The following is a 23,185-nucleotide window of genomic DNA, read 5'->3' as shown; positions in this document are numbered from 1 at the left end:
TTGACGTTTGAAGACCTTTTCACCTCACCGTGTCGCGGCCAGACGGAACTCCAGCATCAGCGTTCGCTGCAGGATCGAGTGATTGTCGTCGGAAACGAGAATGAGCCGCACCGATCCATCTTCGGCCGGGAGCACATCCATCCCTTCCATATTGTCGATCTGCGAGCGATTGTCGGCGTGAAGCAGGATTTCCCCGTCGAGGACGGCGCCGGGCTTCAGCGATGCGCCCTCGACGCGCCGCAGCCGGACGGCAACGCCTGAGGCTATGGTGAACCGGCGCTCGAGCAGCAGGAGGTCGCCATCCGGCAGGAATGCGCCGTCGGTGACCTCGAAACCGTCGCGCGGGCGCACCCCGAATACGCCGACCAGAGGCCCGCCCAGGATTCCGCCGATCAGGCTGCCGTCTGCATCCCGGGTTTTTTCCGAGATCGCCACCAGCGCGCCGGACAGCGGCCCGTCCGCCGGCGCGAGCATGAGTGCCTCAATGCCTCCGTTGCTGCGCAGACGGCGAAGATCGAACGGCGCTGCCAGTGGCGCCGCTGGCAGGGCGCGGGCGAGATCGGTGATCGGCTGATAGGGGACGATGCGGTGCCGCTGCTCGAAGCCGACATAAGCACGACTTTGCCCGTCGATCGCAAGGCTCTCGGCATCGACCTGGAATTTGCTCAGACTTTCGCGACCATCGGCATCGAGAAGGGCCGCGAGCGTCACCTCGGCAAGACCCGAAAGACGGCCCTCGCCGTCACGCACGATGCGGCCTGCAATCCAGTAGCCGGTATCGAAGACGCCAAGGAAACGCGCGTCGTCGAGAAAGCGGATGGAGGAGAAGGCGCCAAACAGCGCTTCCGACGAAGAGAGCTCAAGGCCGCCGGTAAAGCGCAATCCGTCCGCCAGCATAGGCTCGCCGCCGAGGGTCTCGATGGCGCGCGCATCAACCGCAATCGGAAGCGCCGTGCCTGCCGGGATATCGGAGGGATAGCAGCTCGACAGACAGGCGGCGGCCGTGACCAGAGCGGCGAGCGACGCCCAGCGCCGAGCGACCGGTGTCTCAGGCACGCCGGCGCGCCCGTCCACCTGCCGTCTGCTCCTCGAACAAGGAGGCAAGCTGCTCCGTCATCGCGCCCGCCAGCTCATCCGCATCGACGATGGTGACGGCGCGGCGATAGTAACGCGTGACGTCATGGCCGATACCGATCGCCAGCAGCTCCACCGGCGACTTCGTCTCGATCTGTTCGATGACAGCGCGCAGATGCCGCTCGAGATAATTGCCCGGATTGACCGACAGCGTTGAATCGTCGACCGGCGCGCCGTCGGAGATCATCATCAGGATCTTGCGCTGCTCGCGCCGACCGATCAGGCGGTTATGTGCCCACATCAGCGCCTCGCCGTCGATATTTTCCTTGAGCAGGCCCTCGCGCATCATCAGGCCGAGATTGCGGCGCGAACGGCGCCAGGGCGCATCGGCCGACTTGTAGATGATATGGCGCAGATCGTTCAGACGACCGGGCGCCGGAGGCTTGCCGCCAGCAAGCCAGGCTTCGCGGCTTTGACCGCCCTTCCAGGCCTTGGTGGTGAAGCCGAGGATTTCCACCTTGACGCCGCAACGTTCCAGCGTGCGGGCCAGAATATCGGCGCAGGAGGCCGCAACCGTGATCGGACGGCCGCGCATCGAGCCCGAATTGTCGATGACAAGCGTCACGACCGTATCGCGGAACTTGGTGTCCTTTTCCTTCTTGAAGGAGAGCGGCTGCATCGGATCGATGATCAGGCGCGTCAGGCGTGCCGGATCGAGGTAACCCTCTTCTAGGTCGAAGTCCCAGGACCGGTTCTGCTGCGCCATCAGGCGGCGCTGCAGACGGTTGGCAAGCCGGCCGACAGCGCCCTGCAGGTGGGCAAGCTGCTTGTCGAGGAAAGCACGCAGCCGGTCGAGTTCGGCCTCATCGCACAGTTCTTCAGCCGTGATCTCCTCGTCGAATTCCTGGGTGAAGATCTTGTAGTCGACCTTCTCGTTGAAATCGTCGAACGGTGTCGCCGGCCGGCGCATTTCGCCGGGTGTCTCGCTGTCGTCGTCGCCCTCGTCGGACATCTCCTCCTCGGAGATTTCCGCACCGTCCATCTCGCCGTCGTCGAGCTGCTCCTGCGAGGCTTCGCTCTCTTCAGCGGGCGCGGAATCCTGTCCGGCCTCTTCCTCTGACGTCTCCTGATCCTGCTCGCCGCTGCGCGGCTGCTCCTCATCGGTGGACTGTTCGTCCTCGCTCGCTTCCTGCTCGTCGTCGCCGAGATCCTCGGCCATATCCATGGCGGAGAGCATATGGCGGATGACGCGTGAGAAGGCCTGCTGGTCTTCGATCACACCCGACAGATTGTCGAGGTCGGCGCCGGCCTTGCCCTCGATGAAGGGACGCCAGAGATCGAGCACCTTGCCGGCGCTTTCCGGCGCCTTCTGGCCCGTCAGCTTTTCCCGCACCAGCATGGCGACGGCTTCGCCGAGCGGCGCGTCTTCCTGGCGGCTGATCGTCGAGAAATTCGCTTTCGCATATTTCTCGGTGTTCATCGAATGGATGTTGGAAGCAACGCCCGGCATGCGGATCGATCCGAGCGATTCCACCCGCGCCTGCTCGACGGCATCGAAAATGGCGCGTGCATCCGTTCCCTGAGGCGCAAGGGCGGCGTGGATGGACTGGTCATGGCAGGCAAGCCTGAGCGCCATCGAATCCCCGAGGCCGCGGGTGACTGCAAGTTCGTGCGACGTGGGGCGCTTGGAGATTTCCGGCAGGCGCACGCGCTCGCCGGCCAAGCCTGGCCGCTCGTTGGCAAACGCCACTTCGACCTGCGGGTCACCGGCAATCGAGCGCACGCAGCCGGTGATCGCACGGCGCAACGGTTCCGTGTCGATCAGGCCGGGTGTCCTGGCCTTCGAATTGTCGCCGCGCCCTGCCATACGATCCGTCCTTATGCGCCGAGTACGATGTTGGCGGCACTTTCCTTCAGCTCGACGCCAAAGGCGCGCTGGTACTGTTCGGCAACCAGCGTGCGCTCCAGTTCGTCACACTTGTTGAGGAAGGTAACGCGGAAGGCGAAGGCGACATCGGCGAAGATCTCGGCATTTTCCGCCCAGGTGATGACGGTGCGCGGGCTCATCACGGTCGACAGGTCGCCGTTGATGAAGGCTGCACGGGTAAGGTCCGCGAGACGAACCATGCGCGATACCATGTCGCGGCCTTCGGTGGTTGAACCGAAGCTCTTCACCTTGGCGGCCACGATATCGACTTCCTTGTCGTGCGGCAGATAGTTGAGCGTGGTGACGATCGACCAGCGGTCCATCTGCGCCTGGTTGATCTGCTGCGTGCCGTGATAGAGGCCGGTGGTGTCGCCGAGGCCGACCGTGTTGGCGGTGGCAAACAGGCGGAAGGCGGGGTGAGGACGGATGACGCGGCTCTGGTCGAGAAGCGTCAGGCGGCCGGAGCTTTCCAGAACGCGCTGGATGACAAACATGACATCCGGACGGCCGGCATCATATTCGTCGAAGACGAGCGCGACATTGTGCTGGTAGGCCCAGGGCAGGATGCCGTCCTTAAATTCAGTGATCTGCTTGCCGTCCTTCAGAACGATTGCGTCCTTGCCGACGAGGTCAATACGGCTGACATGGCTGTCGAGGTTGACACGCACGCAAGGCCAGTTGAGGCGCGCTGCGACCTGCTCGATATGGGTCGATTTGCCCGTGCCGTGAAAGCCCGAGACCATGACGCGGCGGTTATGGGCAAAACCGGCGAGAATGGCGAGCGTCGTCTCGCGGTCAAAGAGATAATCGGGATCGAGATCCGGGACATAGGCGTCGCCCTGCGAATAGGCCGGCACCCGGATATCCGAGTCGATGCCGAAGACCTCACGAACCGAAACAGTCGTATCGGGCAGGTTGGTAATATCGAGTTCAATTTTGCTCATCGTGTCTCCCCGCCAGGCGATATCGTCCGGCCGCATGCGTCGCTGCAGTGTGTTCGGATTAACAGAAACCGGCCTGCTTTAACAATTTGTAGGCCTCGATAACAGCGCGAAAACGCTCCTCCGAAGCTCTGTCTCCGCCATTTGCATCCGGATGGTGTTTTTTTACAAGCTCCTTGTAGCGCGTCTTGATGTCCTCGGCCGTAGAACTGACGGTCAAACCAAGAGTATCGAGCGCTTTTGCTTCAAGCGTCTTCAGCTTCCTGTCTGCCGCCTTGTAGCGTGTGCCGCCAGCCCGCCCCTGCTGGACGAAGCCGAACGGATCTTTGAGGCGGGCCTGCGAGGCCGCCGATCCGGAACGCATGGTCGAGTGCAGCGGGCTTGCCTTGGCCGACTTGTTGACCCCTACCGTCCATGTGGGACGATGACCAGTGATCGCCTCCTTCTGGTAGCGGGCGATCTCGGTATCGGAGAGGCCGGAAAAATAGTTGTAGCCCTTGTTGTAATCCTTCACGTGCTCGAAGCAGAACAGGAAGAACTGGCCTTCGGCATGCCGCCCGACCGGTGCGCGATGGACACCTGGTCGATCGCACCCGTCCCACTGACATGTTGGATTGGATGGCTCCGGTTCTGCCGCACGCTTGCGCTTGGTGCGGATGCCATCGAAATATTTCGAGTCGAGTTTCATGCGCTAATTATGGGGCGCTATGGCTGCCCGGACAAGAATTGACAAACCGGTTTTCTGCGCGCTTTGTGGGCCGTTTTGCGAAGCAGCAGGCAGGAGGCCCTCATGTCCATCCGCGACAGCATCGAAACCAAGCTCAGGGACGCCTTTCAGCCCGAGCGTCTCGCGGTGATCAACGAGAGCCATCACCATGCTGGCCATCAGCCGGATATCACCGGTGAAGGCGAAACCCACATGCGGGTCCGCATCGTCTCCGAACACTTTTCCGGCATGACGCGGCTTGCCCGCCACAGGGCGGTCAACGATCTTCTCAAAGCCGAACTGGACGCCGGACTGCATGCACTGGCGATCGAAACCGCAGCGCCTGGAGAGCCAGTCCGCTGGTGACCAGGATCCGCCTCGCGCGCCTCAGGCCACGGGCGGCGGGCTGACCTCTGCCTGCTCGATCGGCCGGATTCTGAGCTTGGTGATGCGGTTTTTCTCGCGGCGAAGGACGATGAAACGCTTGCCGTAGAAGGTAAACGCCTGACGCTCTTCCGGGATCGATTTCGATTCGTGGATCACGAGACCGGCAATCGTGGTTGCCTCTTCGTCCGGCAGCTGCCAGTCCAGCGCGCGGTTGAGGTCGCGGATCGGCACACCGCCATCGACCACGATCGAACCGTCGCTATCCTGCCGGACACCCTGCATTTCCAGATCGTGCTCGTCGGAAATATCGCCGACGATCTCTTCCAGAATGTCCTCAAGCGTAACCACCCCTTGCACCTCGCCATACTCGTCGACGACGACGGCGAAATGCGACTTGCGGCGCAGAAAGGCGTTGAGCTGATCCTTGAGATTGGTGGTATCGGGCACGAACCATGGCTTTTGCGCCACCTTGCCGATATCGACATCGCGCGGCTCGACCTCAGGCTCGGCAAGCGCACGGATCAGATCCTTTGCATGGACCACACCGATGATGTTGTCGGTCGTGCCCCGCCAGACGGGCATGCGTGTATAGGGGCTCTCCAGAATATTGCGGATCACCGTTTCCGGCGGATCGTCGGCATTGACCGCGCGCATGGCTGTGCGGTGGATCATGACGTCCGAGACTTCCAGCTCACCGAGATCGAGCACGCCGCCGAGACGGTCACGATCGGCCTTCACCACGGCACCCTCACGGTGCAGGAGCGCCACTGTGCCACGCAACTCTTCATGCGCGGACAACATCGACGCTTCGCCGGAGATAGACACGCCGAACATGCCCAGAAGCTTGCGGACAATCCAGTTGACGACGCTGGACAATGGACCGACCACGGCAACGAAAGGCCGCACGAGCGGGGCAACGACCAGCGCAAAACGTTCTGGCGCCGAGATCGCCCAGCTTTTCGGCATGACCTCCGAGAAGATGACGAGAAGCACTGTCATCAAAAGCGTCGCGATGGCCACGCCCGAATCGCCGAGCAGCGCCAGAAACAGGCTCGTGGTCAGCGATGACGCCAAAATATTGACGAGATTGTTGCCGATCAGAAGGGCGCCAATCAGCCTGTCGCGGCGCTCGATGAGGCTGTTGACGATACCGGCGCGATCATCCCCGGCGGATTCGAGCGAATGCATACGCGCCCTCGACGTCGCCGTCAGCGCGGTTTCCGACCCGGAGAAAAAGGCCGACATGCAGATCAGCAGAAAGATGATCAGGATCGTCAGCCAGTTTTCCGACAGGTTGGCGATGAAAGTGTCCATCATGCTGTGCGGGTTTCCTCAATGAAACGATAGACCTCGGAGGCCGGCACATCATCGGCGACGAAGGACTGGCCGAGCCCACGGGTCAAAATGAAGGTGAGCTTGCCGCCCTTGACCTTCTTGTCCTGGGCAATCGCATCCATCAGCACATCCGTCGAGGGAACCTCACCCGGTATCTGACGCATATGGGTCGGAAGACCGACTTCGGAAAGATGCGCTTCGACACGCGCGGCCAGATCGGGGCTTGCAAGGTTCATGCGGGCGGAGAAGCGATGCGCCATGGCCATTCCGATCGCGACCCCTTCGCCATGCACCAGACGGCTACTGTCATACTGCGTGGCCGCTTCCAGCGCGTGGCCGAAGGTGTGGCCGAGATTGAGCAGGGCCCGCCTGCCGTTTTCACGCTCGTCGGCAATCACCACCTCGGCCTTGGCCTCGCAGGAGACGGCAATCGCTTCGATACGGGCAGCGCCACCGGCAAAAACCTCGCGCCAGTTTTTCTCCAGCCACACGAAGAAATCAGGCTTGTCGATCAGTCCGTACTTCGCAACTTCCGCGTAACCGGCGCGGAACTCGCGCTCCGAAAGCGTATCGAGCACACTGGTATCGGCGAGCACCAGGTCCGGCTGGTTGAAAATGCCGACAAGGTTCTTGCCCTGGCGGGCATTGATGCCGGTCTTGCCGCCGACAGAACTATCGACCTGAGACAGGAGTGACGTGGGGATCTGGACGAAACGCACGCCGCGCCGGACGATGCCGGCGGCAAAGCCGGTGAGATCGCCGATGACGCCGCCACCCAGCGCAATCACGGTATCGTTGCGCTCGATACGGGCTTCGAGAAGCACATCGCAGACCTTGGTGAGATAATCGAAGCTTTTGGTTTTCTCGCCGGCCGGCAGCGTGACGGAGACGGCTTCGATACCGTCGGTCTGCAGCGTATCCATCAATGCATCGAGATAGAGCGGCGCGACGTTTTCATCCGTGACGATCGCAGCGCGGCGTCCCTTGATGCGGGTCGAGATCTCACCGCCCGCGCGACCGAGAAGGCCCGGTCCGATTAGAATGTCATAGGCTCTCTCGCCGAGTGCCACATGCACCAGCCGCTCGCTCGTCTCGTTCATGCTCATGCGCTCTTGTCCTTGCCGCAATGCTCCAGGATGGCCGACAGCACTTCGCCCGTTATGACATCCTTGCGGACATCGCGCGACAGCACGGTGATATCGGCCTCCTCATAGATCGGATAGCGCCGATCCATGAGGTCCTTCAAGGTCTGCTTGGGGTTTTCGGTTTTGAGAAGCGGGCGATGATCACGCTTGTTGACCCGCTCCCAGAGCACGTCCAGATCGGCCTTGAGCCAGACTGACACACCGCCGCGCTGGATCTGGGCGCGGGTCCGGTCATTGATGAAAGCGCCGCCGCCGGTGGAAATGACGCGGGGTCCAGAGCGCAGCAGACGCTTGATGACGCGAGTTTCCAGCGCACGGAACTCCTCTTCGCCATAAGCTGCAAAAAGCTCTGCTATCGACATGCGCGAAACACGCTCGATCTCGGTATCGGTGTCGATGAAGGGAAGACCCAGGTGCTGGGCGACGAGCCGACCGATGGCGGACTTGCCCGCCCCCATCAACCCCACAAGCACCAGGTTCCGGCGGCCAAGGGCTGACCGGGCGCGCTCCCCCAGACTGGGTTCAAGATTGAGGATCGTATCCGTCATTGGCCTGTTCGAAACTGTTTCTTCACGGTATTGACAAATAGGCGGCGACCGTCAAGCCATTGGGGCCCACCAAAGGGTGGAGCAACCTATTGAATACCGATATGGCGGGTTCCCATCTAGGGGAAGCCCGAGACGCAAGGATCGCCATGCCTACCCTGTTTCGCTTCCTGTTCATCTGCGCGACCCTTGTCGGCATTGCCTACGCCGCCCTCTGGTCGGTCGCCACCTTTGTTGAGCCAAGGGAACGCGACGTCACCATTCGCATTCCCTCTGAACGCATCAACCCGGTGGAATGAGGGAGCCAGCCAAACCGTGTCGGATCTGAGCCGCGCCCGAGTGGAAGCCTTTCTGGAAATGCTCAGCGCCGAGCGCGGTGCCGCAGCCAATACGCTTTCCTCCTATGAGCGCGATCTGGACGATCTCTATGACTTCCTGTCCGGACGTGGCATTCGCCTGACCGAGGCGGGCCAAACCGATCTCACAGCCTATCTGAAGGATCTGGCGCGACGCGGCTTCATGGCCACATCGCAGGCGCGGCGGCTGTCTGCCATGCGGCAGTTCTACAAGTTTCTCTACGCCGAGGGGCTTCGCACCGACGACCCGACCGCCATCCTGGACGCGCCGAAGAAGGCAAAGTCCCTGCCAAAGGTGCTGACGACCGAAGATGTCGACCGGCTCCTGACGCTCGCGGAGCAGGAAGCCGAGGCAGACGGCCCAGACCGCGACCAGCGCATTCGCCGGCTGGCACTCGTCGAACTTCTCTATGCGACCGGCATGCGGGTGAGCGAACTGGTGGCTCTCCCCGTCAAGATCCTCAACCAGGAAGGCCGCTTTCTGGTGATCCGCGGCAAGGGCAACAAGGAACGGCTGGTGCCGCTGTCGCGCACGGCGATCGAAGCCCTGGCACGCTGGGGAGCTGTACGCGGCGAAGATCCGGCCAATGCCGAGAATCCGCATCTCTTTCCCGCCCGCAGCAAGGAAGGGCACCTGGCGCGTCAGGTCTTTGCCCGGGAGCTGAAAGATCTGGCGGTGCGCGCCGGGATCTCCGCCCCGGCCATTTCTCCGCATGTCATCCGCCACGCCTTTGCCACGCATCTGCTCGGCAATGGTGCCGACCTGCGCGCCGTGCAGGAACTGCTCGGCCACAGCGACATTTCCACCACGCAAATCTACACGCATGTCCTGGACGAGCGGCTGCAGCAGCTGGTCCAAACGCATCACCCTCTTGCAAAACAGGCCAAAAACCTTGATTAGGACCGGCAAAGCCGGTTCCAGCAGCCGGAAAAGCCTGGGATCAACCGATCGGAACTGAGTTCATGCAAAACTATCTCGACTTCGAAAAGCCAATTTCTGACCTGGAAGCCAAGATCCGGGAACTGAAGAAGCTGGCCGAAGAGGATCAGAGCATCGACACCTCGGAAGAGATCGCGCAGCTGGAAAGCCGCGTCGATGCCGCCATGGCCGACATCTATTCCAAGCTCAACGCCTGGCAGAAGACGCAGGTCGCGCGCCACCCGCAGCGCCCGCACTTCGTCGACTACGCCGCAAGCCTGTTCACCGACTTCACGCCGCTTGCCGGCGACCGCAAGTTTGCGGAAGACGCCGCCATCCAATCCGGCCTCGCCCGTTTTAACGGCATCCCCGTCGCTGTGATCGGCCAGGAAAAGGGCAATGACACCAAGTCGCGCATCAAGCACAATTTCGGCAGCCCGCGGCCTGAAGGCTATCGCAAGGCGATCCGCGTCATGGAAATGGCCGACCGTTTCGGCCTGCCGGTGATCTCGCTGATCGACACCGCCGGCGCCTATCCGGGCGTGGGTGCCGAGGAGCGTGGACAGGCGGAAGCGATTGCCCGCTCCACCGAAATGTGCCTGTCGCTCAAGGTGCCGATGATCTCCGTCGTCATCGGCGAAGGTGGCTCGGGCGGCGCGATTGCGATTGCCACCGGCAACCGCGTCTACATGCTGGAACATGCGATCTATTCGGTTATCTCGCCGGAAGGTGCTGCCTCGATCCTGTGGCGGGATTCGACCCGCGCCAAGGAAGCGGCGACCAACATGAAGATCACCTCCGAGGATCTGAAGGGTCTCGGCATCATCGATGCCATCATCCCCGAGCCCGTTGGCGGCGCCCATCGTGCACCGCAGAAGGTGATCGATGAGACCGGTCGGGTGATCGGGGCAGCGCTGGCGGAACTGATGCCACTTCCCGGCGACAAGCTGCGCAGCGACCGTCGCGAAAAATTCCTTGCCATCGGTCGGGACCTGTGACCTCTGGCGACGGACCGTCACTTTATCTTTTGCCGAAATGACGGCATAAGGCAGTTGGAGCCTGTTGCAGGCCCGTTGGTTTATAATTTGTGAAGAAAGCAGCCCTAGACTGGCAGAGGAGTGGCCCATTTCGAGCCGCCCTGTTCAAGTGACTGGAAAGAGCGTTTTCGCATGCGCGTAACATCGACAGCTTTGCTTCTGATTTTCGCCGCAGCCCTTGCCGGCTGCAACGACACGCTGGAAAGCGCGGCGTATGACACCCCGCGCGTGTCGAACAAGGTGGAGCAGCCGCTGCCGTCGCGGCTTCTGGCCGAGATCAGCAAGAAAGGCATGGAGCGCAATGCGCCGATCATGCTCAGGATCTTCAAGGAAGAGGGCAAGCTTGAGGTCTGGAAGGCCAAGACCAACAATCGCTTCGACAAGGTGGTGGAATACGATATCTGCGCCTGGTCGGGCCGCCTCGGTCCGAAGGTGAAGGAAGGCGACAGGCAGGCGCCGGAAGGCTTCTATCCGCTGACGCCCTATCACCTCAACCCGAATTCGCAGTATTTCCTGGCGATCAATACCGGCTTTCCGAACCAGTTCGACCGCGCGAACGGCCGCAATGGCTCGCATCTGATGATCCACGGCGCTTGCTCGTCATCGGGCTGCTACTCGATGACCGACCAGCAGATCATGGAGATCTACGCCTTTGCGCGCGACGCCTTCAAGGGCGGCCAGCAGGCGATCCAGCTGCAGGCCTTCCCGTTCCGAATGACGGCGGAGAACATGGCCCGCCATCGCCACAACCCGAATTATGAATTCTGGAAGACGCTCAAGGTCGGCTACGACCACTTCGAAGTGACCAAACGGCCACCGGACGTGAATGTCTGCGGCAAGAACTACGTGTTCAACCAGATCGCAGCCGAGGGAAGCAGCTTCAATCCGCAGGCCACCTGCCCGGCGACGACAACCCCGCCGGCGCTTGAAACGGCACTGGCCGGCTACAACAAGGCCTATGACGAGGCCTACGCGAAAGCGCTGAAGAAGTTCGACGGCAAGATCTGGCAGGATCCGACGGAAGCCGAGCGCAAGGCGCTGGTTGCCAACCTGCGCAAGTCCCGCGCGCATGATCTGGCCTTCGCACCGACCGGCTCTGCGCTGAAGGCCGGACGCTTCCTGAAGGAAGATGAGGCGGCTGGCCAGACCCAGGCCCCGGCCAATGGAGCGGCCGCCATCAACCAGATGGCAGAAGCCGAAAGCGGGTCAGCCTCGGCCCAGCCGCAAGCGGCAAGTGCCGGCCAGGTTGCAGCCGGTATCCCGATCCCGCAGCCCAATCCTCTGGCTCCCCCTGTGGCGGAAGCGACAGCGGAACCCGCACCGAAGAGATCCCTGTGGAGGCTCTGGTCGGCCCAATGAGCGGTGCGCCGGAGCACTATGACCTCAAGGGGTTGAAGTGCCCCCTGCCCGTGCTCAAGACACGCCGGAAGCTCGCCGAATTGGGCCCGGGAGCCCTTCTCTCCGTGACGACAAGCGATCCGCTGGCGGTGATCGATATTCCGCATTTCTGCCGCGAAGACGGTCATGACCTCATCGCACAGGAAGCCGAGGACAGTGGCCATCGCTTCCTGATCCGCAAGGGCAATAGCCCTGTCTGAGTGTCTCAGAACCTGAAGCCTGGAACAGCGAGCGGGTTTTCCGTCATCGCCTGCCGATCCGCACGATCGATCATCACCTTGCCGGAAAAGGCATCGAAGAGCTCGCGCACATAGGCTTCATCGAGGCCCTGCGTGATCAGCACCAGACGGGTCTTGCGATCAGACCCCTCCGGCCAGGACGGCAATCGCATTGGCGGATGAAAGATCGACTGCACACCATGCAGGACAAGCGGCCGATCCGGGGCGTCAGTGGTTGCAATGACCGCCTTCATCCGCAGCAGCTTTTCGCCATGGGTCGAGCGGAGGAGATCCACGAACATGGCAATGGCTGACGGTTCGATGGGCGTATCATGCACGATCGAGAACGACCGGATCGAGGCACCATGCCGGTTTACATCGTGATGATGATGGTGGTGGTGGTGCCCATGCCCATGATGCCCATCATGGCCATGGTCGTGATGGTCGTGGTCCTGATGCGCGTCGGCATGCAGCCAGCGATCCACATCGGCGATTTTGGTGGAGGGGTCGTAAAGCCCGTTGACCAGGAGACCCGCATTCCCCGCTTCCGGTGCATCACCATCGGTGACAGCAGCATGTGGGTTGATGGCCCGCAGCCGCTCGACAAGCAGCGCGATGGCATCGTCCTTGGCCAGCGTCTTTTTCGTCAGCACGAGCCGGTCGGCGACAGCGACCTGCCGATAGGCCTCCGGATGCGCATCGATGGTGGCAAGACCATGGACGACATCGACCAGTGTTATCACACCCTCCAGTTCGAAATGCTGGGCGATCGCCGGATGCCCCATGACCGACTGCATGACCGGGGCCGGATCGGCAAGACCCGTGGTTTCGATGACGACGCGCGACAAAGGCTTGATGCGACCCGTTTGCATGCCATCGACCAGTTCGGCAAGCGTATCCACCAACTCACCGCGCACCGTGCAGCACAGGCATCCATCGGCGAGTTCAAGCACGGCATCATTGGAGGTTTCGACGAGCAGATGGTCGATACCGACTTCGCCGAATTCATTGATGATGACAGCCGCATCCCGCATGGCCGGGTCTTTCAGCAGACGGTTCAGCAGGGTGGATTTGCCTGCCCCGAGAAAGCCGGTGAGGATCGAGACCGGGATGCGCGAAGATGCCATGTCAGAACTCAGAATGTAGGACGCGGGCGCGGGATCGGGACATTGGCGATTTCGCCCTTGCCCACCTTCACCGGCTCTGGAGGCTCGGTGCCGGGGATCAGGCCGGCATAGACCATCCGCGGCGGATGCCCCATTTCTTGAATATACGGCGAATTGAGCTTCATCCGGCCTGCCTCGTCACGTCCTTCGCTGCGCACCTGGCGCGCCTTGGGATTGCAGATCTCGGCGCTGATGTCGGTGACCTGATCGCGGCCCTCACCGTAAGGCTGCAGGCTGTCGAGCGTAGGCCCCGCCTTGGAGGTCGTCAGTCCGACCTGCAAAAGTTCGGCGGATTGATCCGCGCGACCGCCAAGACTGTCGGCGCCCAGCACCACCGAGACGACGGTGCGGCCGTTGCGGGTGGCGGACGAGACCTGGTTGAAACCCGAAGCACAGATATATCCCGTCTTCATGCCATCAGCGCCGGGAAAGCGTCCGACCAGGAGATTGAAGTTGGGATAGTCCTTCTTGCCGGTTGTGACGCCTTCCAGCGAGAAGTAGCTGGCATATTCCGGGAACTCGCGCCGAATGGCCACGGCCAGCAAGGCCATGTCCCGGGCAGAGGTATATTGCCCCTTGCCGGGCAATCCATTGGGATTGACGAAGCGGCTGGAGCGCATGCCAAGCCGTGCGGCTTCCGCATTCATGCGCTCGACAAAGGCCGGCTCGTTGCCGCTGACGGTTTCGCCGATGGCGACCGCAACGTCATTGGCCGATTTGACGATCAAAAGCTTGAGAGCGCTATCCAGCGTCAGCTGCGACCCCGGCTTGAAATACATCTTGCTCGCCGGCTGGTCTGCCGCGTGCTTGCTCATGACCACGACGCTGTCGAGGGAGAGTTGGCCTGCGCGGATCGCCCGGAAGGTCGTGTAAGCCGTCATCAGCTTGGTCAGCGAGGCGGGATACCACTTGCGGAAGGCATCCTCGTGCGAAATCACGCGACCGCTGCCGACATCGACAACAAGCGAGGGATTGGCGGATGCAGCGATCGGCATCGCTATTGTCGCCAAGCATGCAACGACTGTCATGGTCCGAACACCGCAACGGGCGGAACTCAAACGAAATGGCTTCGTGAACACTGCTCTGTCCTTTGTCTGGCTGGTGGCTCGCAATCGGAGCGGCATTGCCCTATGAACGAAGCAATGGCAAAGCCGTTCGACTACGTCAATTGAAACGGCATCATTTTGCCGACGACAATTCTGTGATCTGAAATGAAAAATCGGGAATTTCGACCATGCCAGTGCTGAACCGCGCCAGCGAACTCCAGGAAGAAGCAACGGAATGGCGCCGCCACCTGCATGCACATCCGGAGATCCTCTACGAGGTCGACGAGACCGCTGCCTTCATCAAGGCGCGGCTGGAAGAATTCGGGGTTGACGAGATCATCACCGGCCTTGGTCGCACCGGCGTGGTCGGCATCATCAAAGGCAAGGGTCCAGGCAGGACGATTGGCCTGCGCGCCGACATGGATGCCCTGCCGCTCGACGAATTGACCGGCAAGCCCTGGGTCTCGACCCAGATGGGCAGGATGCATGCCTGCGGCCATGACGGACACATGGCCATGCTGCTGGGCGCGGCCAAACACTTGAGCGAGACCCGCCATTTCCGCGGCAACGTTGCCGTGATCTTCCAGCCCGCAGAAGAAGGCGGACAGGGCGCTCTGGCCATGATCCGCGACGGCCTGATGGAACGCTGCGGCATCGAAGAGGTCTATGGCATGCACAATATGCCGGGCATGCGGGCCGGCAGCTTTGCCATCCGCAAGGGTGGCATCATGGCAGCCCCCGACAAGTTTCACATCACGCTTCGCGGTCGCGGCGGCCATGCGGCCGAACCGCACAACACCGTCGACCCGATTGCCATCGGCGCCCAGATCATCACAAATCTTCAACAGATCGCTTCGCGCAATGCGAACCCGGTGCGGTCTGTCGTGGTCTCCGTCACCCGCTTTCACGCCGGCACCACCCACAACATCATTCCCGATGAAGCGAGCCTTTCTGGTACGGTAAGATCGTTGGACGAAGAGGTTCGCGATCTCGCTGAACGCCGTATCGGCGAGATCGTCCGCGGCCTTGCCGCGGCCAATGGCGCAGAGGCAGATTATGTCTATGAGCGGGCCTGCCCGGTGACGGTGAACCACGCCCGGGAAACGGAACATGCGGCGGCCGCAGCAATCGACGTTGTCGGCGTCGACAACGTCAACACCGACGTCGATCCGAGCATGGCGGGTGAAGATTTCTCCTTCATGCTGCAGGCCTGTCCCGGCGCCTACATCATGATCGGCAACGGCAACAGCGCCGGCCTCCACAACCCGGCCTATGATTTCAACGACGAGATCATCGCAACAGGCATCTCCTACTGGGTCCGCCTCACCGAACAGCGACTGGGCCTTTGAGCTTCGGCTGCCAACGGAAAACACTTGGCTTGGCGGCTCTGCTTTTGTAAGGAGAAGGCAGTGGTCCCGTAGCTCAGCAGGATAGAGCATCAGATTCCTAATCTGAGGGTCACGCGTTCGAATCGCGTCGGGATCACCATTTTGCGAATAAGTGTAACCCCTATGAATCTGGGGTTGCGTTCGAGGGGGTATCCGGCACAATGAGCTATGCCCCGCCGGCGGGTGCTTCCTCTTTTTTCGTCGGCCTCAAACGGAGGGAATGCCATGGCATCTACACCCCCCGAAACTTCCTCTGACAACCACGCAATTGTTAAACGCGCCGTGATGCGCCTCTCTGGCCTTCCTCAATCGGCAACGGATGCAAGCGAAAACACCGTTGATCTGGTAAACTATCTCGTAAACAGCGGCATCCGCGATGAGGACGACTTGGTTGAGCTTGCCGAGATCGCAAATGGCAAGCGCTATGATCCTGCCAATGGCAGCTTTCTGTAAAATTTGAACCGACATGCGGGCGTGAATGACGCCCGCGGGAGGCGGAGATCTCTACGCTTCCGTGGCTCGAGCCAATGTCATTTCTGACCTTCTTCAGCTTCTGGAAAATCTCTGAGCAGCCCGTCACGGTCCGCATAGTCTTTCACTGCAGCCCGCAGCACGACGCTGATGCTGCTATCGACGGTCAGCGGACCGTCATGCTCGACCTGAACCCTTTCACCCGATGCAAGGACAAGCGTTGCCTGGGACTGAAACCCCTGCTGCAGCAACCAGTCGCGCGGCGCCTGGATTTCAATCCTTGCGCGATAGCCCTCATTCAAACGCTCGATTGCAACGTGATACGGCATGGGCGACAGACGGTCACCAATAAGCAACTGGCCTTGACCGTCGACATTCTTCAGATGGGTCATTTGGTATCCTTGTGCGTGCCGACTTCGTTGAAGACGTAACACGCCATCGGGACCATGGTTCCGCCGAGAGTGGACAAGGCCTTGCGGGAGGAAAACCGAAGGTTGCGACAACAGTAAAAACGATTTAAACATCCGGTCGCTTACCGCAGCCCAGCCCCAGGCTGAGCATGTCGGAAGCCTTCGATAGCGCGCATCGCGGCAGGGTCCGCGAGCCTCCAGCCCTTCAATACCGTCAGATAGCTGGTCAGCAGTGCATGCGACCTGAGTGCCCACCTGGACAGTCCACCCCGTACGGCAAGCCTCTAGCGGAAGGGAACGCCATGTTATCTGAGAAGAGTGGGCAATCGATCGCTGCGGATGATCTCGTCGCACGCATGATCAGCAGAATTGACGAGCGCATCGCGTCTCGCATGGCAAAACAGCAGAAGCGCAACGCTACCGCCTTTCTGACCTATCTTCTTGAAAATGGCTTGACCGATGAGGATGAGCTTTTCGAGCTGACCCTGCTCGCCAGTGGCAAGCTTTACGATCCACAGGATGGCAGCTTCAGTTGAAGGGGTCACTCGCCATTCAAGCGCGGGGTTGGGCCGTGTGATCCCGCCTTTGGGGACGATACTCGTCCGTCTTCCTCTTGATCACCTCCGCCAACGTGCCGACAGCCTCCTTCAAGTGCCCCGGAAGGTTTTCGCCCTGCATGTCATCCATCAGCCCATGCAGCCTCTCCGTTACCAAGCCGCCGTCCTGGCTTCTACGGCCGCGCCGAGCGGGTACTGGCGTCGTCGTCATACTGTCCTCCGTTAAGACATGATCTCTTCAACGTTCCAATGGCCAGACTGACCGGCCATCCGTTCGCTTGGTCCAGCTTCAGAAGAACCACCTGATGGCATCAATGTTCCATGCCCGTGTTTCAGGCCCATGGCGCGTGCCGCAGAGCAGCGGCCACGGAAGAGGCACAACCGCCCGCTGCAACCAATCCTGAGGTCGGCCAAGCCGGAACCTTCATCAATCGCGGGCGTTTGCGGGGCAGGCAGCAAGAACGATCCAGCATCTGCGCCGGCAACCGGAGGATGACGACTATGTCGATAGTGAGAGCCGAAATACCAGACCAGACCCGGATCATGGAGCTGGTGCCGGCTCTGCGCATTTTCGCCCGCCTGCATTTTGCCGACACCGAGGATGCAGACCAGCTCGTCCAGCAGACCCTCACCAAGGCGACTGACAGGCTGCACCTGCTCAGGCCCGAGCTGCGGCCGAGCACCTGGCTGCTCTCCATCATGTATGGCTTGTCGCACAACGGAGGGGAGAAGGAGGGGCAGAGCAAAGGGCGGGCGGAGTCCGACATGGCCAGCGCCGGCATGGGCTGGAGCAGCCGCGGGCAAGCGGTGTGGCGTGCGCTCGCACAGCTGCCGCTTCACCACCGCGAGGTACTGGTTTTGACCGACGTGTTGGGAGAACGATACGAAGACGCCGCCCACATCTGCAATTGTGCGGTCGGTACCATAAAAAGCCGTCTCAACCGCGCCCGGCATCACATGCGCCGCGAGTTGAAGGAGCATGATGGAGACGCCGTTGTTGGATGACAGCCATCCCTCCTTGTCGGCGGACATTGCCTCCGCCGATACAAGCGAGCTCGAGGACATCGGTCTCGTCTATGCGACCGACAGTACGCCCGGCATTTCCCGCATTCGTCGCGGGCAGGGATTTTCCTATCACCTGCCGGATGGTACACGGATCGAGGATCAACGCATCCTCGCGCGGATCCAAAAGCTTGCCTTGCCGCCGGCCTATGAAAAGGTCTGGATCAACCGCAATCCCAAAGGCCATTTGCAGGCCACCGGGATAGATGCGCGGGGCCGCAAGCAATATCGCTATCATGAGGACTGGGCCCGCTGGCGTAGTGAAAAGAAATTCGATGATCTCATCGGATTCGGACAGATGCTGCCGAAAATCCGACGACGGATTTCCCGCGATCTCGAAAGCTCGAAGGCGGATGCGCCGTTTCTCCTCTCAGCCTTGATCAGTCTGCTCGACATATCGCATATGCGCGTCGGCAACCGGGCCTATGCCCGTGACAACCGAACCTACGGCGCCACCACCTTGCAGAAGCGGCACCTGACCTTTGACAAGGACGGGGTGCGGCTGAGTTTCGTTGCCAAAGGTGGCAAACGCGTGCGGCGTACCTTGCGCCACCCACGTCTGCAGAAGGTCCTTGAAGAGATTGCAGATCTGCCAGGGCGCGACCTCTTTTCCTGGCGCGACAGCGAAGGCGAATTGCACCGCATCGATTCCGGTCGCTTAAACGCGTATCTCGCAGAGATCTGCGCCTTTCGCGTCTCGGCAAAAACCTTTCGCACCTGGGGCGGCAGTGTTGCGGCCTTCGACCAGGCCTGGCAGTCGATACGCCGTGGCGAGCATCCGACTGTTCGTGATCTCTGCGAACGGGCAGCCCAGACGCTGCACAACACGCCGGCCATCTGCCGCAGCAGTTACATCCATCCGCAGATCCTGACACTGGCCGACAGGCAGACAGATCTGGAGGGGGTCATTCCCGTCGTAAGCGCCGCCACCGGGCCGCGCCTTCTGCGTGCCGATGAAAAGCGACTGATGGCCTTCCTCAATGCAAGACCTCCGACCGAATCCTAAGGCCACGGACATCAGCGGCCTCCCCTCCGAATTGCCCCTCCCCGGCATAACACCGGACCGGGATGGGCGGTTCAGCCATTTTTTCCTTGGCTGGCGGGAACGACGAATGCGCCCAAGGGTTAGTCTCGAGGGCAGCGCCTCGCGCTTCCCTCCCCAACTCAGAGGAGGAAACAATGGTCAATCGCAATGACAACTGGGATGGCGACTACGGTCGAAACCGCAATGCACGCCGTGGCCCCACCGGGGACTATGGCCCCGGAGACAGCGGATTTGTTCGCGGCTACGACGACCATCGCCCCGATGCCGACCGCTATGACAGAGAACGCCAGCGGGAGTTTGGCATGGAGGGCGGCTACGGCACCACCGGCTCTCGCTATCCACGCATGGGGCGCTCGGACTGGACGACGGATGACCTCGGCTACGAGGGCGACCTGAGCGACCGCGGCTACGGCGATCACGACAGGCGTTATGCGCGCGGCACCGGTCGCCGCTTCGATCCGGCTGACCGAGCATCGTCCAGCACTGACTATGGCCGCAGAAACCGGGACTATGACAATGACCGCGGCTTCATGGATCGCGCGTCCGACGAGGTCGCATCCTGGTTTGGCGATGACGAGGCCGCACGACGCCGTGAAATGGACAGCCATCGCGGAAAAGGACCACGCGGCTATCGCCGGTCGGATGCCCGCATCCTTGAAGACGTCAACGACCGGCTCGCCGACGATCCCGCTGTCGACGCTTCCGACATCGAGGTAACGGTGAAGGATGCGGAAGTCACGCTCTCCGGCCAGGTGACGGACCGCTGGGAGAAGCGCCGCGCGGAAGACAGCGCCGAACGCGTAAGCGGCGTGGCACACGTTCAAAACAATCTGCGGATCCGGATTTCCGGTGAAGGCAGCGTGATGACGCAGGCCTGACCGCCTTCATCCCCGAAGGGCGCGCAATGCATTGAGGATGACAGCGACGTCGATCACCTCCTGCAGGAGCGCGCCCTGTACCGGCTGAAGATAGCCGAACGCAGCCAGCACCATAGCCCCTCCCGACAAGACGAGCCCGGCAACAGCGCTTTGGCGGGCGATATCCCGTGATCGCCTTGCAATTTTGCAGGCGAGCGGCAGTTTGCCCAGATCATCGGCCAGCAGCACCACATCGGCCGCTTCGGAGGAGGCGGCAGACCCGCGAGCCCCGATCGCAACGCCGACATCGGCAAGCGCCAGCGCCGGCGCATCGTTGACACCGTCGCCGACCATCATCACCACGCCCGCCTTGCGCTCCCGACCAATGAGTTCAACCTTGCCCTCCGGGGTCAGATCGCCCGCAACTGCATCGAGGCCAAGGGCTGCGGAGGCCTTTTCGGCAACATCGGTACGATCGCCTGACGCCATGACGATCTGCCTGACGCCACCCGCCCGGAAGGCGGCAATCGCAGCACCCGCATCTTCGCGGATCGGATCAGATAGCAGAATAAGGCCGGCAGGACGTCCGTCGATCCCGACGGCAACCACAGCCGTTCCGCCATCCAGCTCCAGGCGAGCGAAGCCCTCCCCGTCCGCAAGCGTTGACCGCACATAACCACTGCCGCCCAGCACCACCAGATGGCCACCTACCCGCCCGGACAATCCGCGTCCTGCATCCTCGACAACATCCTGCGGCAATGTCAGCGGCAGTTGGCGCGCAGACGCGGCTCGCACCAGAGCCTCGGCCGCCACGTGTCCGGAGGCCTGATCGAGCGATGCGGCAAGCCCCAGAACCTGCTCGACCGTAAATCCTGGCTCGGCCCGCACGGCGCTCACCTCGGGGCGGGCCGAGGTGACGGTGCCTGTCTTGTCCAGGACAACGATCGTTACTGCGGCAAGCCCTTCAAGTGCACCGGCAGTCTTCACAAGCACACCATGCGATGCAGCGCGCGACATGCCAGCGATGACGGCAACAGGAACCGCGAGAATGAGCGGACATGGCGTGGCAACCACTAGCACGGCAAGCGCACGGGTTGCCTCCCCGCTCCACCACCAGGCCCCGCCAGCGATCAGCAAAGTGACCCCCAGAAAGAAAAGCGCATAACGATCGGCCAGCCGCGCCATCGGCGCACGACTGACCTGCGCCTGCTCGACAAGGCGAACGATGCCAGCATAGGTACTTTCCTTGGATTCCCGGAGCACCAGAAGCTCGAAGGCATCGCCAAGCACGGTTGCACCGCTCGGGACCTCAGTGCCGAGGCGAACGGCAACCGGCATCGATTCGCCCGTCAGCGCCGAAAGATCGAGCACACCGGAACTCGTAAGGAGACGCCCATCGACGGGCACGACCTCGCCTTTGCGCAGAAGGATCCGGTCTTGCGGCTTGAGGGCCTCTATGGGAACGCTTTCCAGGGTCTCGCCACGATAGCGCATCGCTGAGCGCGACACACGGCCGAGCAAAGCCGTCATGTCCCGCCGGGCGCGGCCCTCGGCGAAACTCTCAAGCAGCTGTCCGCCGGCATACATGACGGCAACGATGGCCGCGGCCAGGTTTTCGCCAAGCGCCAGCCCGACTGAGATCGAGAGCGCGGCAATGACATCGACACCCATGCGACCTTTGAAAAGTGCCTTTACGATATCGATGACGAGCACGACAAGAACAACGGCCGCGCTGGCAAACCATGCCTGTGCTGCAAGATCAGGACGCGCTGTGGCGACGAGGACCCCGCCGCCGGCAAGACAGAAGAAGGCAAACGCTGCGAGCAAGAGCGGCAAGCTCTCACGCAGGCGTGCCGGCTGCAGAGGGTTGGGCATCCTCACCTTCCCGGGCGCATGTTGTCGAACGGCCAAAACTGACCTCTCTTGCTGGTCTTGCCTTTCCCTTGTAGAGCCTTCACAGGCTCAAGCAACCGGACATTAGCAGCATGATCGACCACGACCGGCCTCGCCGTCTCTCCGTTCTCGGCTCGACCGGATCCATCGGCGTCAGCACGCTTGACGTGATCGACCAGCTGGGCGGGCGCGACGAATTCGACGTGATGGCGCTCACCGGCAACGGCAATCTCGATCTGCTCGCCGAGCAGGCCAGGCGTTTTGGCGCGAAGCTCGCGGTGACGGCCGACGAAAGCCAGTATATGGCGCTGAAGGATTTGCTGGCAGGAACAGGTATCGATGTGGCCGCCGGCGTTTCCGGCCTGATGGAAGCCGCCGATCTGAATGCCGACTGGGTCATGGCTGCTATCGTCGGCACTGCAGGTCTTGCTCCCACGCTTCGCGCGGCAGCCCGCGGCGCAGATATCGCGCTTGCCAACAAGGAATGCCTGGTGACCGGAGGCAACCTGTTCGTCGATGCGGTGAAGGCGGGTGGCGGGCGCCTCATCCCGGTCGACAGCGAACATTCGGCTATCTTCCAATGTCTGGAAACAGACCAGCGTCACGCGGTCGAACGCATCGTCCTGACGGCCTCCGGTGGCCCGTTCCGCAGCCAAAGCCGCGAGCAGATGGCGAATGTTACCGTGCAGACCGCCCGCACCCATCCGAACTGGTCCATGGGGTTGAAGATTTCCGTCGGCAGCGCCTCGATGTTCAACAAGGCGCTGGAGATGATCGAGGCGAAGCACCTCTTCGATGTCCGGCCGGACCAGATCGAGGTGATCGTGCATCCGCAGTCGATCGTCCATTCGATGGTGGGCTACACGGACGGATCCGTCATTGCCCAGCTCGGCGTGCCGGACATGCGCACCGCCATCGGCTATGCGCTGACCTATCCGAAACGCCCGGCGCTTAACGTTGACCGATTGGACTTTGCCAAGATCGCACGGCTTGATTTCGAGGCGCCGGATGAGGCCCGTTTTCCGGCCATCCGGCTTGCGCGAACAGCGCTTGAACGCGGCGGCGCGCAAGGCGCGATCCTCAACGCCGCCGAAGAAACCGCCTTTAATGCATTCGTTGAGGAACGAATCCGCTTTCTCGATATGGCCGACGTGGTGGAGGCCGTGATGGATGAGATGACGGCCATCTCCGCGCCAGCGAGCATCGATGAGGTTTTCACTGTTGACCGCGAGGCACGGCTGAAGGCGGCGGATGTGATTGCCGCTCGCGAGCGCTGACGGGCAGAAGTCAGAGCATCAAAGA

General features: G+C 61.7%; 25 protein-coding genes and 1 tRNA gene. 14 read left to right on the top strand and 12 right to left on the bottom strand.

The genetic code is table 11. The features are described 5' to 3' along the window. Positions 1-24 precede the first annotated feature (24 nt). Genes FAA97_RS14380 through FAA97_RS14365 form a run of 4 tightly spaced genes read right to left on the bottom strand, consistent with a single transcriptional unit; the run spans position 25 to position 4,630 of the window. Complete coding sequence (locus FAA97_RS14380; protein WP_246041474.1) at positions 25-1,074, bottom strand: esterase-like activity of phytase family protein; 1,050 nt, start codon at positions 1,072-1,074, stop codon at positions 25-27. Next, on the bottom strand, positions 1,049-2,941 hold the full coding sequence (gene cobT / locus FAA97_RS14375) for a cobaltochelatase subunit CobT (protein ID WP_136599229.1): 1,893 nt from the start codon (positions 2,939-2,941) through the stop codon (positions 1,049-1,051). The genes FAA97_RS14380 and cobT overlap by 26 nt, the downstream gene beginning before the upstream one ends. A gap of 11 nt (positions 2,942-2,952) precedes the next feature. Continuing rightward, entirely contained in the window at positions 2,953-3,945 is a 993-nt protein-coding gene (gene cobS, locus FAA97_RS14370) for a cobaltochelatase subunit CobS (RefSeq protein WP_136599228.1), read from the bottom strand. Between the two features lie 58 nt (positions 3,946-4,003). After that, the gene (locus tag FAA97_RS14365) at positions 4,004-4,630 is read right to left on the bottom strand and encodes a J domain-containing protein (RefSeq protein ID WP_136599227.1); all 627 of its coding nucleotides are present in this window, start codon (positions 4,628-4,630) and stop codon (positions 4,004-4,006) included. Between the two features lie 102 nt (positions 4,631-4,732). Here FAA97_RS14365 and FAA97_RS14360 point away from each other — a divergent pair, with 102 nt between their 5' ends. Next, a complete protein-coding gene (locus tag FAA97_RS14360; protein ID WP_136599226.1) occupies positions 4,733-5,014 on the top strand; it encodes a BolA family protein in 282 nt (93 codons plus the stop codon). Positions 5,015-5,035: 21 nt separating this feature from the next. Here FAA97_RS14360 and FAA97_RS14355 read toward each other — a convergent pair whose 3' ends face one another. From FAA97_RS14355 to FAA97_RS14345, 3 genes are read right to left on the bottom strand one after another with little or no spacing between them, the layout of a single operon-like run. Continuing rightward, entirely contained in the window at positions 5,036-6,352 is a 1,317-nt protein-coding gene (locus FAA97_RS14355) for an HlyC/CorC family transporter (RefSeq protein ID WP_136599225.1), read from the bottom strand. Then, the gene (aroB, locus tag FAA97_RS14350) at positions 6,349-7,476 is read right to left on the bottom strand and encodes a 3-dehydroquinate synthase (RefSeq protein WP_136599224.1); all 1,128 of its coding nucleotides are present in this window, start codon (positions 7,474-7,476) and stop codon (positions 6,349-6,351) included. The genes FAA97_RS14355 and aroB overlap by 4 nt, the downstream gene beginning before the upstream one ends. Beyond that, entirely contained in the window at positions 7,473-8,063 is a 591-nt protein-coding gene (locus FAA97_RS14345) for a shikimate kinase (protein ID WP_136599223.1), read from the bottom strand. Before FAA97_RS14345 ends, aroB begins: the two co-directional genes overlap by 4 nt. Positions 8,064-8,209: 146 nt before the next feature. Here FAA97_RS14345 and FAA97_RS14340 point away from each other — a divergent pair, with 146 nt between their 5' ends. From FAA97_RS14340 to FAA97_RS14320, 5 genes are all read left to right on the top strand, one after another. After that, a complete protein-coding gene (locus FAA97_RS14340) occupies positions 8,210-8,359 on the top strand; it encodes a hypothetical protein (protein ID WP_168801005.1) in 150 nt (49 codons plus the stop codon). Between the two features lie 16 nt (positions 8,360-8,375). Beyond that, positions 8,376-9,317: a site-specific tyrosine recombinase XerD gene (xerD, locus tag FAA97_RS14335; RefSeq protein ID WP_136599221.1), complete on the top strand. Its 942-nt coding sequence runs from the start codon at positions 8,376-8,378 to the stop codon at positions 9,315-9,317. Between the two features lie 62 nt (positions 9,318-9,379). Beyond that, positions 9,380-10,333 carry an acetyl-CoA carboxylase carboxyltransferase subunit alpha gene (locus FAA97_RS14330; RefSeq protein WP_136599220.1) on the top strand — a complete coding sequence of 318 codons (954 nt, stop codon included), beginning with the start codon at positions 9,380-9,382 and terminating at the stop codon, positions 10,331-10,333. A 171-nt stretch (positions 10,334-10,504) separates the two neighbouring features. After that, positions 10,505-11,731: a L,D-transpeptidase family protein gene (locus tag FAA97_RS14325; RefSeq protein WP_136599219.1), complete on the top strand. Its 1,227-nt coding sequence runs from the start codon at positions 10,505-10,507 to the stop codon at positions 11,729-11,731. Continuing rightward, entirely contained in the window at positions 11,728-11,970 is a 243-nt protein-coding gene (locus tag FAA97_RS14320) for a sulfurtransferase TusA family protein (RefSeq protein WP_136599218.1), read from the top strand. The genes FAA97_RS14325 and FAA97_RS14320 overlap by 4 nt, the downstream gene beginning before the upstream one ends. A 5-nt stretch (positions 11,971-11,975) precedes the next feature. Here FAA97_RS14320 and FAA97_RS14315 read toward each other — a convergent pair whose 3' ends face one another. Both FAA97_RS14315 and FAA97_RS14310 read right to left on the bottom strand, forming a co-directional pair. Further along, entirely contained in the window at positions 11,976-13,115 is a 1,140-nt protein-coding gene (locus tag FAA97_RS14315) for a CobW family GTP-binding protein (RefSeq protein ID WP_136599217.1), read from the bottom strand. Positions 13,116-13,123: 8 nt separating this feature from the next. After that, positions 13,124-14,182 (bottom strand): D-alanyl-D-alanine carboxypeptidase family protein, encoded by a 1,059-nt coding sequence (locus tag FAA97_RS14310; RefSeq protein ID WP_136599216.1) that lies wholly within the window; start codon positions 14,180-14,182, stop codon positions 13,124-13,126. A 206-nt stretch (positions 14,183-14,388) separates the two neighbouring features. On the opposite strand from FAA97_RS14310, the gene FAA97_RS14305 reads away from it, so the two are divergent. From FAA97_RS14305 to FAA97_RS14295, 3 genes are all read left to right on the top strand, one after another. After that, the gene (locus FAA97_RS14305; protein WP_136599215.1) at positions 14,389-15,549 is read left to right on the top strand and encodes a M20 aminoacylase family protein; all 1,161 of its coding nucleotides are present in this window, start codon (positions 14,389-14,391) and stop codon (positions 15,547-15,549) included. Between the two features lie 62 nt (positions 15,550-15,611). Further along, positions 15,612-15,688: transfer RNA gene (locus FAA97_RS14300), tRNA-Arg, on the top strand. Between the two features lie 125 nt (positions 15,689-15,813). Further along, positions 15,814-16,041: a hypothetical protein gene (locus FAA97_RS14295; RefSeq protein WP_136599214.1), complete on the top strand. Its 228-nt coding sequence runs from the start codon at positions 15,814-15,816 to the stop codon at positions 16,039-16,041. Positions 16,042-16,118: 77 nt separating this feature from the next. Here the strand turns inward: FAA97_RS14295 and FAA97_RS14290 are convergent, their stop codons facing one another. Beyond that, a complete protein-coding gene (locus FAA97_RS14290; protein ID WP_136599213.1) occupies positions 16,119-16,451 on the bottom strand; it encodes a hypothetical protein in 333 nt (110 codons plus the stop codon). Between the two features lie 320 nt (positions 16,452-16,771). On the opposite strand from FAA97_RS14290, the gene FAA97_RS14285 reads away from it, so the two are divergent. After that, the gene (locus tag FAA97_RS14285; RefSeq protein WP_136599212.1) at positions 16,772-17,005 is read left to right on the top strand and encodes a hypothetical protein; all 234 of its coding nucleotides are present in this window, start codon (positions 16,772-16,774) and stop codon (positions 17,003-17,005) included. Positions 17,006-17,021: 16 nt separating this feature from the next. Here FAA97_RS14285 and FAA97_RS14280 read toward each other — a convergent pair whose 3' ends face one another. Beyond that, positions 17,022-17,237, bottom strand: coding sequence for a hypothetical protein (locus FAA97_RS14280; protein WP_136599211.1), 216 nt, complete (start codon positions 17,235-17,237; stop codon positions 17,022-17,024). 290 nt (positions 17,238-17,527) lie between these two features. Here FAA97_RS14280 and FAA97_RS14275 point away from each other — a divergent pair, with 290 nt between their 5' ends. The 3 genes from FAA97_RS14275 (at position 17,528) to FAA97_RS14265 (ending at position 20,011) form a co-directional block, all read left to right on the top strand. Continuing rightward, entirely contained in the window at positions 17,528-18,031 is a 504-nt protein-coding gene (locus FAA97_RS14275; protein WP_206110029.1) for an RNA polymerase sigma factor, read from the top strand. Next, positions 18,021-19,094 (top strand): DNA topoisomerase IB, encoded by a 1,074-nt coding sequence (locus FAA97_RS14270; RefSeq protein ID WP_246041472.1) that lies wholly within the window; start codon positions 18,021-18,023, stop codon positions 19,092-19,094. The genes FAA97_RS14275 and FAA97_RS14270 overlap by 11 nt, the downstream gene beginning before the upstream one ends. Before the next feature lie 173 nt (positions 19,095-19,267). Beyond that, positions 19,268-20,011 (top strand): BON domain-containing protein, encoded by a 744-nt coding sequence (locus FAA97_RS14265; protein WP_168801003.1) that lies wholly within the window; start codon positions 19,268-19,270, stop codon positions 20,009-20,011. A gap of 6 nt (positions 20,012-20,017) precedes the next feature. On the opposite strand, the gene FAA97_RS14260 is transcribed toward FAA97_RS14265, so the two are convergent. After that, a complete protein-coding gene (locus FAA97_RS14260) occupies positions 20,018-21,865 on the bottom strand; it encodes a heavy metal translocating P-type ATPase (protein ID WP_136599208.1) in 1,848 nt (615 codons plus the stop codon). Between the two features lie 110 nt (positions 21,866-21,975). Between FAA97_RS14260 and dxr the strand changes: the two genes are divergently transcribed. Then, positions 21,976-23,160: a 1-deoxy-D-xylulose-5-phosphate reductoisomerase gene (gene dxr / locus FAA97_RS14255; RefSeq protein ID WP_136599207.1), complete on the top strand. Its 1,185-nt coding sequence runs from the start codon at positions 21,976-21,978 to the stop codon at positions 23,158-23,160. The last annotated feature ends 25 nt before the right edge of the window (positions 23,161-23,185 follow it).

It is taken from the genome of Peteryoungia ipomoeae (assembly GCF_004912165.1).
Lineage (GTDB): Bacteria > Pseudomonadota > Alphaproteobacteria > Rhizobiales > Rhizobiaceae > Allorhizobium > Allorhizobium ipomoeae.
This window is presented reverse-complemented; position numbering and strand designations above follow the sequence as displayed.